Raw genomic sequence first — 18228 nt, 5'->3', positions numbered from 1 at the left:
CGAACACTTCGCTTCTACAGACGGGTTCTGCACTCTTCGTTCCTGTGTGAATGTAAATTCAACATGATTCAAAACGTGTAATCGTTCATTCTGCTTAAACACCAAAGCTAACTTGCTTATACTACTATTATATAACACCGACGGGATTGGGTCGAAACAGCAGACCCTTCAAATATGCGCAAAAAGCACACATTGTCCTGCATAAGCCGCCAAACAGGCACACCAGGACAAGCTTCTCTACCTAATGGTGCAACCTGCTCCTTCATTCTATGATTAAGGCTTCCAAATATAACTGTCCAGTCACCCAACTGTGACAATTTGGGTCCATTTTTTATTTTTCCGCGAATTTTAAAGGAAACATCTCCCTCTTGCACATACACTATAGCAAACGTAATCGGTTTTCGGGTCCAGCTAAACGTTTCCAGACTTACTCTGCTTTTTATGGTATAATATAACAATTGATTCCCACTACGGTTTAAGCGAGGCGGATTGATGAAAACGTTAAAGCCAAGAGTCTTTATTGGCTGCTCGCTGGAAGCGAAGCCGATTGCAGCCGCAGTACACGAAAACTTGCGTTTCTCGGCCGAAGTTACCCCTTGGTACTCCGGAGTTTTTAATCCAAGCAGTTATACTATGGACGATCTGGAATCAGAAGTGCGTACGACTGACTTTGCCATTTTTATTTTTCATCCGGATGATATATCGAAAATTCGCGGGAAGTACTATGCCTCTGTCCGTGATAATACAATGCTGGAAATGGGTTTGTTTATGGGTCGGTTAGGAAGAAAACGTATTTTTTTCATTCTACCTGAGGATATTACGGACATTAAAGACGCATCCAAGATCGAAGGTTTGCGTATGCCCACAGACCTGTTAGGCTTAAATCCACTGGTTTATGAAATTCGTTCAGACGGGAAATGGGCGCCAGCCGTCTCGGTGGCTTGTTCCAAAATCGCAGACAGCATCGAAGAACAGGGGCGCTGGAGCGATCCCGAAGTAGAGCAGATCATTGAGAAGCATAAACGAACTGAAGGAGAAGCGCGGTTGCAACTGCTCAAGTTGCTGCGGTTCTTTAGGGAATTGCTGCGCACCCGCAAAGCAGATGCCAAGATGCTCGAGCGAATGAGTGATGCCCTTCGTACTGCCTTTGTCTCTCACCCCCCATTTGCCGTGCGCGGGACTGCCATATACCGTACAGATGACAGTGGTCATATTGAACAATTATGTGGTAATGTTGGGGAACCGGGGAGAAAATATAACTTGTCCGCCAACGACGATAAGCAGCCTGATGATCCGAAGCGAATTTTGGTTATTGATTCTTATCGGGAGAACAAAATCAAGATCAATCTCTACGACGACTACCTTGAGAAAGAATATCTGCTATGCTATCCTGTAGCCAAGAGGTATGTAATTACAGTCCACATTATTGGGCATATTGATGCGGATGAGGCGATATTTCAGCAGATGGATTTGGAGAATCGTCATCTGTTCAACGCCATCAACGATTTGTTAGGAGGCGAACCGGAATGAAACCGGAAACGAAAAAAATAAGCAAGCGCTGGGGCAGCGAGAAAAAGGTACGCCTCAGTTCTGCGCCCGAATCATCACGACCGGTTCCGGAACCCAAGGAAGAAGATCGTTTCCACAAACCGGCCGTACCCTTGACCACGATTGGCCCTTCCCTGAAGGGTAAGGAAAGACCTTACAAAGTGATTCTGGAAAAAGAGGCTCTATACGAGAAGCCTCAGTATCTGGCTTAACCGCTTTAGACTCATATACAACTCTGCCGTCTGGTTCGGCAGATGATCTGCCCCCGCCGCCCAAGGCAGGGGCTTTTTTGTTGCAATGCTTTGGCAATCCCTTCATAACACTCGTTAGTACCCACGGACTAAGAGCTCTTCATCCATTCCTCTTTTACATCAAGTTGTTTTCTTTATGCCCTTAGGTTTCCTGCAAAACCCAAAAATTATACCTTATTTTGGAGAAGGCTTGTCCTGAATGATAATTTTGAAAAAGAAGGAGAAGCAGAGGATGGATGACCGTTATGAACCCCTACCCTTCGTATTTTAATTATAAAACAAGAACATATGTTCTGTAAATAGAAAATTATGTTTCATGCTCAAGTTTATATGGGAAACGTTTTGAGCCTGTATGTACTCCAATACCATATGCAAAACAAACAGACAACGCATATCTCGCGCTGCCTGCTTCACTAATGATATCAAAATAAATAATTTGGAAACTATTCTGTTATGAATTTAGATCAGACCTGAATGCTGAAGTAACCTGCGTATGATTACCGCTGTTTCGGCACGGGTAATCGATTGTTTCGGGACAATCGTATCTTTTCCACGTCCAGACACAAGTCCAGTGTAGATGCTGGTTGATACTGCTTCCTCCGCCCAACTTGCTACCTGCTCGGCGTCTGCGTAATCAGACCATTCCTTAACGTCACCGGCAGGCACAGTCGTATCCATTCCAGTCAGTTTCGTAGCACGTTTAATGAGTACCATAGCTTCCTGACGTGTAATCTGTGTCTGTGGGCGGAATGTTCCATCTTCATACCCATCGATTAAACCGTAGCTGGAAGCCGTGTTCACAGCATCCGTGTACCATTCGTTTCCATACACATCTTTGAAGGAATTAACCTGTTCTAAAGGCTTTAATCCCAATCCTCGTACCAGGATAGCAGCAAATTCTGCACGTGTAACTCCACGGTTCGGTTCAAAGGTTGTGTCCGTGATGCCTTGGACCACCATACGTGAACCCATATCATTCACGTCGATCTCGGCCCAGTGTCTGGCAACATCGGTGAATGTATGCGGATGCCAGATGACGGCATATACACTATTGGTCAAGCTATTAATCTGTGCATGGTATATCCCATTGACCTGTGTAATTTTCGTTGGTATATGACGTACAGTACCATCTTCATCTATTACAACACCTGTGGTGATCTGATTTGGATCAACGTTACCTGGTAATGCAATCGTACGTGATACATAGCTATTGAACTTATCCACGCTCACGGATTTGTTATCAAAGGCGGCTGTTACTTTGAAATCAACCGGTGACCCCAGAAGAGCATATCCATTTTGCTCAGCTGCTGACTGTGCTGTTTGTATGGCAACTTCTGATGGCTGTGAAATTTCGATGCGCAATTTGATGTTCTCCAAAGAATTGTCAGAATTCACACCAAGTTGCTGAGCTAGTTGCTCAATATTCACCTGCTGTGCAGGTAACGTGTAGGAGGCAATATCCGTTTGAAGCACCAGTACTGCTTGTTTGTCAGCCATGAGTTTGACGGTCTGACCCGTCAGTTCACCAACAATCCGATCTCCTGGGCTACTGCCTGTCACGGGAATCGTGACGATGGCGTTGTTCCCCTCAGTTTGGAGTTTTTGTGCAATGAGACGTGCGTCCACTGAAAGAGTTACAACTTTTTGCCCGTTCACTTCGCTAGTGGTTAAGCTTCCTGCGTTCTCGGCTTTACCGTTCACGAGCACCTGAGCACCAGTGGTTGGCGGAGTTACGACAGGGTTAGTCCCTGGTGTACTTGTATTGCTTCCACCAGAACTGGAACCACCAGAGCTGCCTGATCCCCCACCAGAGTTTCCATTTCCACCCGATCCTCCTGAATTATCACTATTGCGCTTAATGTTCAGCGTATATGTTTTCTTGCTTACTCCATCCAGTGCAGTCACTTCAATAGTGATTGTATTGACTCCACTGACTAATGGCACAACTGTACTGTTGTCGCTAACACCATTAATTCTCACAGTAACACCTGTTTGATCTGGTTCAACGCTAATCTCAGTCGTGCTGACCGAATTGCTAACCGTTGCTTCATACAACTCTACCTCCGAGTTAAACACCGGAGACAATGTGACATTAGTTAGATTCATTGCACTTAGTTTGGCGTTAGTGATGTCAATACGATTAAAGTTAAGTGTGTAGCTGTTACTACTACCATCCTCTGCTTGAACATCGATAATTACAGGATTTGAACCGTATACCAGATCTGTAACGGTATATGTGTATATACCATCTGTCATCGTCTCACCTGTAGTGCCTGTTACGATTACGCCTTGTCCTTCATTTCCTTTGCTCAAGGAGAAGCTCACACTCGTCACATCGGATTCGATATCCACGAGGTAATCAAGCTCCTCCGCAGAGAAGTCCGGTGTCAACTGCCCTGAACTTACCGTCAGACTTGAGAGTGTTGCTGTAGATGACTTCCACTTCGCATAAAGCGTAATATTTTCCGTCAGATTTGTATTAAAATCAAAAACCTGAAGCAACTGGCTATCCCGATACCAGCCGGAGAACGTGTATCCCGCTTTTTCCGGAGCCTCAGGATTTACTGCCAAGCTATTGTAGTTCACCTTTTGATTTTCAATCTCGGTTCCGCCGTTCGATTCAAAACTAATATTTACATACAGTGGTTGCCACTGTGCATACAGCGTAACATCACTATCAATCATGATAAATGTATCTTCTGCACTGTAACTGATACCACTCCCATTTGCGGCAGTGTTCCACCCTGTAAACTGATAATCTTCTTTCTCCAGCTCTCCCGTGTTATCCAACACTGTCACTGTTGCATCTGTTTCATATTTCTGGTTATCTACCGGGACATTGCCTGTGGTCGCACCGTTGGCATTGTAAGTCACCGAATGCTCCGTTGAAAGGGTCATGACTGTCATTTTATTCTCTTGATTGCCGTCTACATAAGCAACATAAGGCATTCCGTTCGGACCAAAAGCAAGCGAGGATTCGTTTATTTGACCTGCAGAAAATGGCTTTCCTCCAACAATAGTCCACTGATTCCCATCAAGTTTCATCATTACACCCTGAGGCTCCATACTAAAATTAACTGAATTTCTAAAAGAAGTATAAGGCACCCCTTGCGGATCAAAAGCCAAAGACAGATTATACACACTTCCAGATGAGAATCCTGCGTTCCCAACCACTTCCCACTGGCTGCCATTGAACTTCATTACGGTTGCTTTGTAACTTGTTGATCCATCTTGAAAAGCAAGATAGGGCGAACCATCCGGGCCAAAAGCTAACGAAGGATCTGATGCTTGTCCGGTCGTGAAACCAGCTCGTTCAACTACCTGCCATTGGCTCCCATTTAATTTCATAACGGTTGCTTTATTGCTATTAGCTGCATCCTGATAAGCAACATAAGGCATACCGGCAGGATTGAATTTCAAGGAAGAGCTATATGCTGCACCTGCCGAAAATCCAGCTCCGCCAACCACTTCCCATTGGTTCCCACTTAAACGCATTACCGTCATTTTGTTACCCCGAGAGCCATCCCTGTAAGAGATATAGGGAACGTTGCTTGGATTAAAAGCCAACGACACATCCACAGCAGTTCCCGGCGTAAAACCAGCACTGCCCACAACTTCCCACTGACTTCCGTTGAATTTCATAACGGTGGCTTTGTTGCTATTGTCCATATCCTGGTAAGCTACATACGGTACATTCTGAGCGTCAAACGCGAGAGATGAAGTCCAGGCTTCACCTGGTGTAAAACCAAACGCTCCAACAGGTTCCCATTGCCCTAAATTGAACTTCATCACTGTCGCTTTATTGTTATTGCCTAAATCCCTAAAAACGGTATATGGTGTACCTTCTCGATCAAAAACTAACGAAATATTTTCTACCTGCCCTGCCGTGAATCCAGCGCCACCTACATCTGTCCAAACCCCACTCGCAGCATAGGCGCGATCCATGCCCAACGTTTGGAATCCGGGAACACCTCCGAAAACTAATAGACACACCAACAGCATCGCAATTGTCTTTTTAACCTCTAGCACCTTCCTATTCATCATTCTCATCCTCTCCTTTGCTTTATACCATCCGCTTGTTACTCCACAATCCGTACCTCTATCTACATGCACATCCTACAAAATCTACTAAAAAAGCTAGTTACTTTGCTGGTAGACGAATTAGTCACTTATACTCTTCCAGTATGTATCTCTGACTTCTGCTCTCCCCTTCCTGTGTAACTACATAATGTACAGATATTATAACGATTGATTCTGAACCGATTCTGAACATTAGGCTAAAGTGCTGAGTCCTCTGCTACATATTGGTGTTCCGAATATGACCTTGGACCCGTATTAGATAATGGGTTCAAGGCATCAGTCCTATGCTTAATAAAGGGATTGTAAAAATTTTCAGGTTGAAACCTGTATGAGCCAAGCTTATGCTGACTATAATACAGAACAGGAACATTTGTTCTTAATTGAATCGATTTTATATTCAAGGTTAAGGAAGTGAAAGTATGTCATCCTCCCCTTCCGCCCCATCCCCTGCGGATGAAGACCACCGTTTGATTAAAAGCATGGTTGTACGCACTTTGCTGCTGGATGTGCTTGAACGGGATATTCGCACGCTGGATACGTTGCAGCTCAAAATGCCAGAAGTCTACATCCTGTCCCTGACCCGTATTCAGAATCAAGTACTCAAGGAAATGCTGGTACTTCGCAAACAGATGAGAACCCGTGGTGTCAAAGTTCTGGAGGAAAACCGGCAAGTGGATGGAATCGAAACCCAGTATTTGTGCAGAGGATATTTGCAGCGATTCTATATGCTGTGGACGTTTGCACGGAATGAAGTCAAAAAGGAGCTCAGTCGACATCTGGATATGGATTTGACGCAGACTTGATGCAGCTCTGACCAGATTCTAACCTGACTTGATTCTGGACTTGATTCTGGCTGATTAATCTGCTTACCTTTTTCTCATATGCCCGATCCAATTCGGATCTCTACTCCTTAAACGAAACAAGTTGACCCGGGGATACTCTGTTCATTAAGATGGAATAGAGATATCCAACCATTCCAATAAGGCAGGGACTGAATTCAGTTCCTACAACAAAAACAAGCCTGCCAGCCATTCGCGGCGGGACAGACTTGTTCAGTAGGATTTGAGTTTAATCGGATTAGCTCTCAACGTCTCATCAATCAAGGAGTTGTACATCATGAATTCGAATTCGACTAATCAAACACCCGCCCATATAGGCATTGCCGCAGATGTGACCGAACTGATCGGCCAGACACCTGCCGTCAGACTAAACAGACTTACAGGCAGCGATTCCGCTGACGTATACGTTAAGCTGGAATATTTCAATCCCAGCGGCAGCGTCAAGGACCGTGCCGCCTATAACCTGATCGTTCAGGCTGAACGGGCTGGGCTGCTGCTTCCCGGCGCAACCATCATTGAACCGACCAGCGGCAATACCGGCATCGGTCTGGCGATGAACGCCGCAGCCAAAGGATATAAGGCCATTCTGATCATGCCGGACAATATGTCCAAGGAACGCATCAATATTCTGAAAGCCTACGGCGCAGATGTGGTACTCACCCCTGCGGCAGAGCGGATGCCTGGTGCGATTCGCAAGGCAAAAGAACTTCAGGCCGACATTCCGGGAAGTTTCATTCCCCAGCAATTCGAGAATCAGGCGAACCCGGATATTCACCGGATTACCACGGCTCCCGAAATTATGCAGCAGATGGAAGGCAAGCTGGACGCCTTCATTGCCACGGCGGGAACTGGCGGTACGATCACCGGAACGGGAGAGGAACTGCGCAAGCAGCTTCCGGACATTCGCATCTATGCGGTAGAGCCGAAAGGTTCTCCGGTGCTGTCCGGTGGCGAGCCCGGACCGCACAAGCTCGTCGGTACAAGTCCGGGGTTCATTCCGGACATTCTGAATACCGACGTGTGGGATGCCATTATCCAAGTGTCCGATGAGGACGCACTGGATACGATGCGGCAGCTTGCTGCCCGGGAAGGGCTGCTGCTCGGCCCTTCCTCTGGCGCTTCGGTGTGGGCCTCCCTGCGCATCGCGCGGGAACTGGGGCCAGGTCACCGGGTGCTCTGCATTGCGCCGGATACCGGGGAACGGTATTTGAGCATGGGTATTTTTTAACAAAGATAGACTCTTACACAAGTCAAAGGCTCCCCTCCAAAATGAGCGCTTGTTCACAGCCGGACGTTGAATCCGCAGCGTACAAGTACTACCTCTGGAAAGGAGCCAGTTAAAAAATCTAAATCGGAATGTGAACTAGTGTGCCAGGGTTGTCCATTCTACACCTTCGGGAAGCAGGGCCGCAATGCGGTCTTTGGCTTCCTTTTTGGTATACAGCGATTCATCGAGAATGGCCGCAGAACCCGAGTCACTGCTCGTCCGAATCAAACGTCCCAGACCTTGCTTCACACGCAGCAGCATATACGGAAGGTCGATCTCCTCGTAAGGCGCTGCCGATGCACTGCGTTTCGCATTAAAGACGGGGTCCGGTGGCGGATATGGAAGTGACCAGATCACGACGTTGGATAATGACGGTCCTGGAACATCCAGCCCTTCCCACAGATTGACGGAACACAGCACACTCTCCTCATCCTGCTGGAAGGCGGCAATCAGGTCACTGATCTCACGATCTCCCTCATACATAAAGCGCAATCCTTGTGCTTCCGGAACATGAGCAATATCCTGCTTGAACGCACGCAATTCCTCCATGGTACGGAAAAGGATCAGCGCACGGCCTCCACTCTCCTGCAGCAGCGTTACGGCATCACGCATCCGATTTTCGTTCTCGGAGTGGCCTGGTAGAGCCTCATTCGTAATCTTCATCTGCATTTTGTCCGCGTAGTCATATGGAGAAGCAACGGAGAACGATACAAAATCTTCAATTCCCAGGCTGTCTGCCACATAACGGAAGGAACTGTCCACGGATAATGTTGCGGATGAGAAGACAATCGGAATGCCGGTATTGAACACACGCTCGTTCAGAATTTCCTTCACAGTACGCGGCATGATCGATAAGGTCGTTTCGTCTTCGCTCTCCTCGGCCCAGCAGATGAACCCATCTTCCTTACGGAACAGGGCAAGTGCAGACTGAATCATGTCCAGATGTTCTTCCACTACACGCATCTGGTAGCCATCCAGCGAGAACAAGCCACTCTCAAATACCAATTCTTCTCCGATCGCATCCAATACGTTGGTCAGCCGTTCAATCTCACGCAGCAGCGGCGGTTCTACCCGCACTTCCTTCCGTTCCGATCCGGGAATTGCCACCGTATACGTATCCAGCAGTGCAAACAGTCGTTCACTGCTCTCAATCGCTTCATCCACACGCTCCGCGAGGGATTCACGAATCTCGCCTTCAAGCAGACGAGTCACCAGTTCCTCGAAGATGCGGTGTTTCAGTTTGTAGCTCAGTGCGTTCAGGGCAGCTTCTTCCAGCAAATGTCCTTCATCAAACACAACCGAGCTGTGATCAGGAAGCAATGGTAATTGTCCCTCACGTTTGCGCGCTTCATAGGTCCACACATGCTCCATGTAGTAATCATGGGAACAGATGATGATGTCCTTGGAACGGCGGTAGTGGTCACGCGACAGTGTCAGGCCGCAGCGTTGACGTTTTGGACAAACGAAGCAATCTTGGAACGGGTCCCAGTTAATTTTGTTCCACTGGCGATCGTTCAGATGCGGATACTGTTTGCGGTCACCATACGGATGGAAAGCTTGAAGCGTACCCGGCGTATTCACAAAATCCGGAAGGCTCTCATGCACTTCTTCAATAACAGGCTCATCTTCATCCGAGAATCGCACTGCACTTAATTTGTTCAGACAGACGTATTGGTCCGGGGACTTGCCCAGACGTGCGTCCACTTCCAAGTCCAGATGTGCAGCCAGCTTCGCAATATCTCCGCCAGGCTTCACGAGCTGTTCAATCAAGGACTCATCGGCACAGGCGATCACCGCCGGTTTGCCCGTATAACGTGCATAACAGACCGCGTAGAGCAGATAGACTAACGTCTTGCCTGTTCCTACTCCGGCCTCAGCCATAATGGTCTTTTTATCTCCATAGGCCCGTTCGAGCTGGTACGCCATAAAAATCTGTTCATCCCGTACCTCGAAGCCGAACTCTGGCAAAATATCGTAAAAAACATCGGCTACCCATTCCCCTAGACGGGATACAAAGGGCTCTGCCGGATCATATGCAAAAGGATAACGTTGTGTAGACAATCCTAGGTCAGCCTCCATTCTTAGACAAGCGGTCCGATTTCATTTTTCCGTTCAAAAAAGGCCACTGGGCAAAAGTTAATTATCCCACGCCATGAGGTGGGTGACAAGCTTTTTTTAATGGGATTAATGTATAGAACTTGCCCACAGGGAAAATATATACAGGAATCCAACTTAAGGAAAGGTGGCATTCCATTCCATGGATAACCATTCTTCACAACCTGAGCATTCCTCAGACAAATCAGCTGAGACATTAACGGACCGTCAGGGTCACCCCATTACGGACAATCAGAATGTTCGAACCGTCGGCAGCCGGGGACCGACTACGCTGGAGAACTATCACTTTCTCGAAAAGATCACCCATTTTGACCGCGAACGTATTCCGGAACGGGTTGTGCATGCCCGCGGCGCTGGTGCTCATGGCGTATTTCAGGCTTATGGGACGGCCGGGGATGAACCGGTATCGAAGTATACACGTGCACGTCTGTTTCAGGAAAAAGGTAAAGAAACACCCGTCTTCGTTCGGTTCTCCACGGTTATTCACGGCGGACATTCCCCGGAGACGCTTCGGGACCCGCGCGGATTTGCTGTGAAATTTTACACCGAGGACGGCAACTGGGATCTGGTGGGCAACAATCTGAAAATCTTTTTCATTCGTGACCCGCTCAAGTTCCCGGACATGGTACATGCATTCAAGCCGGACCCGTTGACCAATGCACAAGATATGGAACGATTTTTCGATTTTGTCTCCCTCAGCCCTGAAGCGACCCATATGATTACGTTTCTCTTCTCCCCGTGGGGAATTCCGGCCAACTATCGGCAAATGCAGGGATCGGGCGTCAATACATACAAGTGGGTGAATCAGGAAGGCACAGGCGTGCTCATTAAATATCACTGGGAACCGCTCAATCAAGGGATACGGAACCTTCTTCAGAAGGGCGCCAGCGATATTCAGGGACAGAACTTCAACCATGCGACATTGGATCTGTATCACGCCATTGAACAAGGTGATTATCCTGAATGGGAGTTGTGCGTTCAGGTGATGGAGGACGGCGAGCATCCCGAACTGGATTTTGATCCGCTGGACCCGACCAAGCTGTGGCCGCCGGAGCAGTTTCCTTTTCTGCCGGTTGGTAAAATGACGCTGAATCGTAATCCTGAAGATTATTTCAATGAGGTGGAGCAAGCTGCGTTCGGTACGGGCGTTCTGGTGGATGGGCTCGATTTCTCGGATGACAAACTGCTGCAAGGACGTACCTTCTCCTACTCCGATACCCAGCGTCACCGGGTGGGTGCCAACTATCTTCAACTGCCTGTGAATGCGCCGAAAAACCGGGTGGCAACCAATCAGAGCGGCGGGCAGATGCAGTATCAGGTGGATCGGGCACCGGGTCAGAACCCGCATGTCAACTACGAACCCTCCTCGCTCGGTGGACTAAAGGAAGCAGCTCCACGCGGCAAGGAACATGAACCTCCCATTGAGGGTCGTCTTGTTCGTGAGAAGATTGAGCGTACCAATGACTTCGGACAAGCCGGAGATACGTACCGGGCGTTCGAGGATTGGGAGCGAGACGAGCTGATCAGCAATTTGGTAGATGCTCTAGCGACATGCAAACCGGATATCCGGGAGCGGATGATCTCCTACTTCACACAAGCGGATGCCGACTATGGACGTCGGGTAGCCGAAGGATTATCCGCCGTTTCAACCGATGACAGTGCCACGGTTCAACCCAAACATGAGCCTACTATTGAACAGGCTGCCAAAGACAGCCATGAAGCAGATCCGTATTAAGGACTGGCTGATTTAGCTAATGCTTATTTAAAGACAACCGACATGTTCTATAGCAACGTATAGGTTCGTTTCATAGCCCCTGGTAGCAAAAAACTGCTTAATGCAGCCTGCTATCGGGGGTATTTGGTGTTCCAACCCAGGCAACCTGTAAGTTGATCCACGCACGGCCCTTCCATTTTAAATATTGTGAAGTTGATTTTGGCTAATTGGAGGTATGGATTATGCTTTTTGCTGGGAAAAGGGGCTCTTCCTACGTTCATTTCAGTTGATCCCCTGTTAAATGAGGAACATGAACTGAGCGCAGGATTATACGCTACTCACATGTATTTCCATTTCCGACCAGTTATACGAGGCTTGTCAGCGGGTAGATCCCATCTGATCAAATGATTATTGATGATAACGTTTACAGCATTTACCATGAACCTGTGACCTAGAGATTGCTTCTAGCCGACTACGGTGACTAACTGTCTGGTACACAACTGTCACGCGCTCTTCATTCTATTCCCAATTAACCAAGGAGGTTTGCGTAATGAAATTATTCCCATCTACATCTACTCATGTCCATGCACGAACTGAACGTTCACTGAAATCAAAAATGACTCACATCTGTCTGAGTGCCGCTTTCCCTCTATTATTATTGGGTGGTGGATCGGCCGGTGCTGCGGAACTGATCGAGAGCGGGCTGCAAAATCCTTCTGATTCTATTGCTGCCTCCAACACCACACTCGCTGCGGGTGATCTATACGTCGCTCCTGGCGGCTCGGCCAGCAATCCGGGAACCCTCGCAAGTCCTACGTCACTGGCTAACGCGCTGACGCAAATCGCACCGGGCAAAACGATATATCTGCGCGGTGGCACCTACAGCTTCTCGGAAACGGTTACGATTGAGCGAGGCAACAGCGGTACATCGGGACAACGCAAAAATCTGGTGGCGTACGGATCGGAAAAGCCTGTCTTTGATTTCTCCGCCCAAGCGTTCGCCTCCACCAATCGCGGGCTGCAAATGTTCGGAGACTACTGGCTCGTCAAAGGGCTTGAAGTGAAGGGTGCGGGCGACAACGGTATCTTTGTCGGGGGCAGCTACAACCGTCTGGAACAGATTGAAGCTCACCATAACCGGGATACTGGCATCCAGCTCGGCCGTTATGCTTCGACTGCGGCAAACAGCGAATGGCCTGCCTATAATGAAATTATTCGCTCCTATTCCCATGATAACTATGATCCGGATGATGGAGAGGATGCAGACGGTTTTGCTGCGAAATTGACGGTAGGCCCGGGCAACCTGTTCGACGGTTGTATCGCTGCCTATAATGTGGACGATGGCTGGGATCTGTACAGCAAAACAGACACAGGCGCCATCGGCGTCGTCACGATCCGTAACAGCATCGCCCATCACAACGGACAGACTTCGGATGGCACATCCACCTCCAACAGTGACGGTAACGGCTTCAAGCTGGGCGGTGAGAAAATCGCGGTGAATCACATCGTGGAGAACAGTATTGCTTTTCAAAATAAAAAACACGGCTTCACCTATAACAGCAATCCCGGTTCCATTCAGATGAAAAACAATACGTCCTGGCAAAATGGTCAAAGTAACTTTGCCTTTGATGTAGGCACACATATTTTCACGAACAACCTGTCCTTCGAAGGCGGCGCCAGCGACAAAACCAGCGGAACCGACGTCAGCAGCACCAACGTCTGGTGGAAAAACAAAAAAAGCGTCAACGACAAAGGCCTACTCGCCAGCGCAGCCGACTTTGTCTCCCTCGTGCCTTCGGTAACGCGTAGCGCGGATGGGGCACCTGTGCTAGGCAATTTCCTGAAGCTTGCCACAGGCAGTGATCTGATTGGGTCGGGTACGCCATCGGGTACGAATATTGGGGCGCGGTAGTTGGTAGCGTAGTTTGGAGTTAGAGTAAAACATGTGTGTTGAGTGCACATGGAGTAAACGATAAGCATTAAACATGAAATCCCCTTCCCATGCCAACCAGATTTCTGGTATTGAGAAGGGGATTTTTGAGTTGCTGTGCATACCCTGCTGACTTATGGATTGATAGATACTCACGATTTGCATAAAACCTCAATGATGAGTCTGCCGCCTGTGCGAAAACCTTGCTCAAACGCCGCTTCCACGTACATGGATGTAGATTGTCCGATCAGGTCTACTAATTGCTCCAAAGCATCATATTCACTCTCGGTGAGCTGTGTCTTGTAATTATGCATCAGGTTTGATATCTGGCGATTGATTTCCTGATACTCGGCCTGCTCAGGATGAATGGACTCGTCCAACCGCAGGTTTCCGTGAAATAAATCTTCGATTAGGTTTGGCACATTATCTTTCATGGTAAGGTCACCTCAGAGAGAGTGTAACTCAAGTCATGAGGTAAGGTAGGGATTTAGCGCGAAATCCGCTAAATCAGTCTTGAATTCATTCAGAAGAGATAACTAAGCTCTTATTAGAAATTACTCTCTCCCTTTCGAACTAATTCTTTAATTCGGTGATCTATGCAGGATTCTTCCACCAGTTTCTGCTCCAGATTCGCTCAATGATCCACCCTCTTGATTCCAGATATCTTTGTCTGTAGACATCACGTTCTCTAGCACTTGGCGAACTGTGATACATAGCTCCATCACATTCTATACCTAGAATATACCTGGAAGAATCGTTCGGATGGACAACTGCCATATCAATTCGATATCCTGACATACCTACCTGAGTAGTCAGTTCATATCCCAAGTTACGGAGTTGCTGATACACTTGTTCTTCAAATGGAGAATCGAATTGCACGGATTGTTGAACTGTCTGCGTGCTTATTGTTTCATTGATCTCTTGGATCACCGATTTGATATCTTCATTTTTATTTCCAGAGACGGCTTTAGCATATTTTAGGTAACTTTTGAATAGCCTAGGACCTGGTTCGGAGGCATTGGCTATATTCAAATCCTCTGGCTCAATGCTGGAAACCACTGTTATACTTTCCTTAGCACGTGTAATCGCCACATTAAGTCGATTTTCACCATTCTTTTGATTGAGTGTTCCAAAACGGTTATACACTTTTCCTTCTTCATTTTTAGCGTATGCGATAGAGAAAATAATGATATCTCGCTCGTCACCTTGAACATTCTCAATATTTTTGACAAAGAGCCTTTCATCTAAGTCACGAGCCATTTGTTCTGTGTAAAGTACCCTAAACTCTTCGTCTTCTAATACTGTTTTATCAATCACGTCAAGAATTTTAGACTGTTGTTTCGCGTTGAAAGTAATAATACCAACCGTTTTTTGATCTTGTTCGATTAATATCTTTTTCAACTGCATAACAACTTCCAAGGCTTCGATTTCGTTCGATTGGTTCAACCATCTACCGTTTACCTTCTTCCAGACAATTGTAGGTGGGTTCTTAAACGGAGTAACATTTGGCGCAATTTGGACATACCCATTATAAAAAGCATGGTTAGAGAAGTTAATTAGCTCTTCATATTTTGACCGATAATGCCACTGTAAAATCTTTTCTGGAAAGCGTCTTTTCGCTAGATTTAGTAAACTTACAGACTCGTCGACATCATACTTTGCTTCATCATCGTCTTCGTCATCTGCATAGCCGGATCTAAACAAGTTAGATGGTTGAAGTTGCTTTTCATCCCCAGCTACAATGATTTCCTTACCACGGTATACAGAAGGCATACTACTTTCAACGGTTAATTGCGAAGCTTCGTCAAAGATAACGATATCAAACATTCCCTCTTGAAGAGGAAAAATAGAAGACACCACATCTGGCGAAGCCAGTCAAACGGGTAAAATATCTGCTAATACGTTATCGCTAAAGTTTAATCATAAGTAAGACACTGACAACAGCTTTGAAATTTGAGACTATAACTCGTCAAGTTACATAAAATTAGACCCAGCATAAAGCTGGGCCATACAGTCGTAATTGTACGTGCACACAAGTAATATTTTACGTAAAAAAACTCAAATATCTTCAGTTCAATTATTACCCTAAATGATATCCGTTTTACAACTTGAATAACCCTAAAAATTTCTTTGGTGATTCATTTTTAATAGCATAGGATGTTAGTTGACCAAGCATTTGCGTTAATCCGTTTTCAAATTCTAAAGATTCATCATCTGCGCCAGTAAACGCATGAGTAATTTCATGTAACAGAGTACCTGAAAAATCGACTACATTCCGTAATTGGCTCCGTTTGATGGTAATCCTTTGTTCTAAAGGTTCCCATAATCCAAGTGCTTCAAAACCAGAATAATCTACCCTCATCGTCTCCGAAATGCAGATTTCTTTTATGTTCTTTGTCTGGCTACTTGGTAGCCAATTTAAGATTAACTCTTTTACAGCAAAAACCTTTTGTTCATCTTTCGATAAAGAAGAGACCGTTATGTAAGTAAACTGAAAACTTGTATTAAATTCTTCTCGATAACCATCTAAATCTCGAATTGGTTTCCCTTCAATATCTTGGAGTTTTGTAAGTCTAAAGGCAATGGACTCTGGAACAACCACAACTCGGTAACCATCACCTTGGGCATTAGTGACTAAAGAACCACCATTCCTCATTTGATCAGGCGTGAGGAAAATTACATTTTCGTTAGCATTTAAAATTTTACACGCATGGAGTTGGACATCTGTCCACTGGAGTTCGTCATGGATATAACCGGTTTCGTAATTTTTCAGATCCGCTGCCATTTCATTAGCAACGGCTGAATCGGTACAAGCAAGCAGTATTGATTTTACCCTGTCTGTATAAGCGCTACGCCCGACGTTCGTCCGCTCTCGATTGAGAGCTTTACGTAAAGCTGCATTTAAAGAGGTAATATTATAGCTAAATAAGAAATTTTCTTCTTCGGCTACACACAGTCCGTTCACATAAATTCGTGATTTATTCTGTTTTTTTGGTTTTAAGACAGATCCGTATGTAGTCTTTTCTAATATTTCATCCCCTGAGAAATGTAGAAAAAAATCTTGAGCTTGTTCCATGTCCTCATCTATAACTCCATATAGAATTACATCCGTCCCTACAAGATTAAGATCAGATGGTGGCTGGATCACCGCATGTAGGGTAACGATATCCTCAAATCCATGCTTATGGCTTTTGTCCATGGTGATATCCGCATGACGAGAACGAATTAAGATACGGATATTTTGACGGTCAAACGTGGCCATTGCATCCTTCAGTCCTACACCAAATTTCCCAATCACCATCTCCGGGTTATCTAACTTTTCCTTATTTTCATTTTGTGTAAAGTGCTCATATCGTAAACCACGACCATAATCACGAATGTGCCATGCTCCTTGTTCATCTTTATAAATCTCTGGCACTGATGTTTTAGATAATAGATGCTCATCAAAAGCATTAGCAATTAGTTCTCGTAACGCATAGGCAGGGGTCCAATGTTCAAGCACTTTTTCAATATTTAAGTCAAATTGACGCGAAACTTCCATGATCATTCTCCTCCTTATATATATTTCATATTGTCGTTATGTACAGTTATGAATGAGATTAAATTACAGTTTATTCATCTTATTGAAATCACATCCACTCGGATGAAGAAAATCCAGAATATTTAATGCTATCTTTATATATTTTAATTCAAATAATCCTTTTTCGTAAAGATTTCCATTTCTGAGCCGCTACTGTTAAGTAATTTCAAATATTCATGCACACTCATGTTAAGAAATCTTTAGAATGAGATGATAAGACCATATGCCTTCACTATATTCTCTCAATACTTCACGTTTATATAGAAAAGCTCATTCCTACTCATTTTTCAGATGGGAACAAGCTGTTACAAGTTTAGAACATAAAATTATTTCATACTAATTCTCAACCTCACTGATCTCACTATATTTTTTTGTTTATCCACTCTAATGCTAATTCCGGCTTGTTCTTTCAAGATAACACCTCGCTGGCTTTTATACCTAAAGTTCTCTTTTCCCCATAATAATAGTATGTTTACATATTCTAACGTCTCAATTTCACATGTACTGCCCACTTCATCTTCTGATGCAAAGATATTTTCAAAAGTTGTAAAAGACTTATCAGATTTTATTAAGTTCACATTCCCTCCACTTTCATATAACGTTATTTTCCCTTTCAGTAATTCAATTAAGTTTCCAATTCCTTCCTGTATCGTGGCGAAATCTCCACATATATCTGATCCCAAAGAATTACTAATCAGATAACCATTCTTTAACAATGAATCTATGCCTAAGTTCCACGATAACTTCATTAAAATCTTCTTTATATTCAATGGTATACCTATATTTTATCATGTTCGTATCTCCAATCTTCTTAATGGTTTCGAGATGACAGATTGTCAAACCAAGTGCGACAGTTCCTCTGTGAAAGATTCGTGAGCGGTTCTCCAACCCAAGCATTTTCGTG

12 protein-coding genes are annotated in these 18228 nt (G+C 45.5%); 6 read left to right on the top strand and 6 right to left on the bottom strand.

The window, feature by feature from the left end; translation table 11 throughout:
- Window positions 1–492 precede the first annotated feature (492 nt).
- Both P5G61_RS10380 and P5G61_RS10375 read left to right on the top strand, forming a co-directional pair.
- Window positions 493–1530, top strand: coding sequence for a nucleotide-binding protein (locus P5G61_RS10380; protein ID WP_301246360.1), 1038 nt, complete (start codon window positions 493–495; stop codon window positions 1528–1530).
- The gene (locus P5G61_RS10375; RefSeq protein ID WP_064636670.1) at window positions 1527–1760 is read left to right on the top strand and encodes a hypothetical protein; all 234 of its coding nucleotides are present in this window, start codon (window positions 1527–1529) and stop codon (window positions 1758–1760) included. The genes P5G61_RS10380 and P5G61_RS10375 overlap by 4 nt, the downstream gene beginning before the upstream one ends.
- A gap of 498 nt (window positions 1761–2258) precedes the next feature.
- On the opposite strand, the gene P5G61_RS10370 is transcribed toward P5G61_RS10375, so the two are convergent.
- A complete protein-coding gene (locus P5G61_RS10370) occupies window positions 2259–5843 on the bottom strand; it encodes an S-layer homology domain-containing protein (protein ID WP_301246359.1) in 3585 nt (1194 codons plus the stop codon).
- A 455-nt stretch (window positions 5844–6298) separates the two neighbouring features.
- Between P5G61_RS10370 and P5G61_RS10365 the strand changes: the two genes are divergently transcribed.
- The gene (locus tag P5G61_RS10365) at window positions 6299–6682 is read left to right on the top strand and encodes a YhjD family protein (RefSeq protein WP_301246358.1); all 384 of its coding nucleotides are present in this window, start codon (window positions 6299–6301) and stop codon (window positions 6680–6682) included.
- A 313-nt stretch (window positions 6683–6995) separates the two neighbouring features.
- Window positions 6996–7946 carry a cysteine synthase A gene (gene cysK / locus P5G61_RS10360; RefSeq protein ID WP_301246357.1) on the top strand — a complete coding sequence of 317 codons (951 nt, stop codon included), beginning with the start codon at window positions 6996–6998 and terminating at the stop codon, window positions 7944–7946.
- Between the two features lie 135 nt (window positions 7947–8081).
- On the opposite strand, the gene P5G61_RS10355 is transcribed toward cysK, so the two are convergent.
- Entirely contained in the window at window positions 8082–10064 is a 1983-nt protein-coding gene (locus P5G61_RS10355) for an ATP-dependent DNA helicase (protein WP_301246356.1), read from the bottom strand.
- Between the two features lie 178 nt (window positions 10065–10242).
- On the opposite strand from P5G61_RS10355, the gene P5G61_RS10350 reads away from it, so the two are divergent.
- Both P5G61_RS10350 and P5G61_RS10345 read left to right on the top strand, forming a co-directional pair.
- On the top strand, window positions 10243–11835 hold the full coding sequence (locus P5G61_RS10350) for a catalase (protein WP_301246355.1): 1593 nt from the start codon (window positions 10243–10245) through the stop codon (window positions 11833–11835).
- A 529-nt stretch (window positions 11836–12364) separates the two neighbouring features.
- On the top strand, window positions 12365–13726 hold the full coding sequence (locus tag P5G61_RS10345) for a right-handed parallel beta-helix repeat-containing protein (RefSeq protein ID WP_301246353.1): 1362 nt from the start codon (window positions 12365–12367) through the stop codon (window positions 13724–13726).
- A gap of 170 nt (window positions 13727–13896) precedes the next feature.
- On the opposite strand, the gene P5G61_RS10340 is transcribed toward P5G61_RS10345, so the two are convergent.
- The 4 genes from P5G61_RS10340 to P5G61_RS10325 all read right to left on the bottom strand — a co-directional run bounded on the left by P5G61_RS10340 (window position 13897) and on the right by P5G61_RS10325 (window position 18094).
- On the bottom strand, window positions 13897–14178 hold the full coding sequence (locus tag P5G61_RS10340; protein WP_301246352.1) for a DUF6809 family protein: 282 nt from the start codon (window positions 14176–14178) through the stop codon (window positions 13897–13899).
- A 160-nt stretch (window positions 14179–14338) separates the two neighbouring features.
- A complete protein-coding gene (locus tag P5G61_RS10335) occupies window positions 14339–15571 on the bottom strand; it encodes an AAA domain-containing protein (RefSeq protein ID WP_301246351.1) in 1233 nt (410 codons plus the stop codon).
- 274 nt (window positions 15572–15845) lie between these two features.
- Window positions 15846–17285, bottom strand: a complete 1440-nt coding sequence (locus P5G61_RS10330; protein WP_301246350.1) for an ATP-binding protein — start codon at window positions 17283–17285, stop codon at window positions 15846–15848.
- Window positions 17286–17650: 365 nt separating this feature from the next.
- Window positions 17651–18094: a hypothetical protein gene (locus tag P5G61_RS10325; RefSeq protein ID WP_301246349.1), complete on the bottom strand. Its 444-nt coding sequence runs from the start codon at window positions 18092–18094 to the stop codon at window positions 17651–17653.
- Between the last annotated feature and the right edge of the window lie 134 nt (window positions 18095–18228).

The organism is Paenibacillus vandeheii, from assembly GCF_030433635.1.
Lineage (GTDB): Bacteria > Bacillota > Bacilli > Paenibacillales > Paenibacillaceae > Paenibacillus > Paenibacillus vandeheii.
Note: the sequence above shows the minus strand (reverse complement) of the source record. Positions and strands in the feature narration are given on the sequence as shown.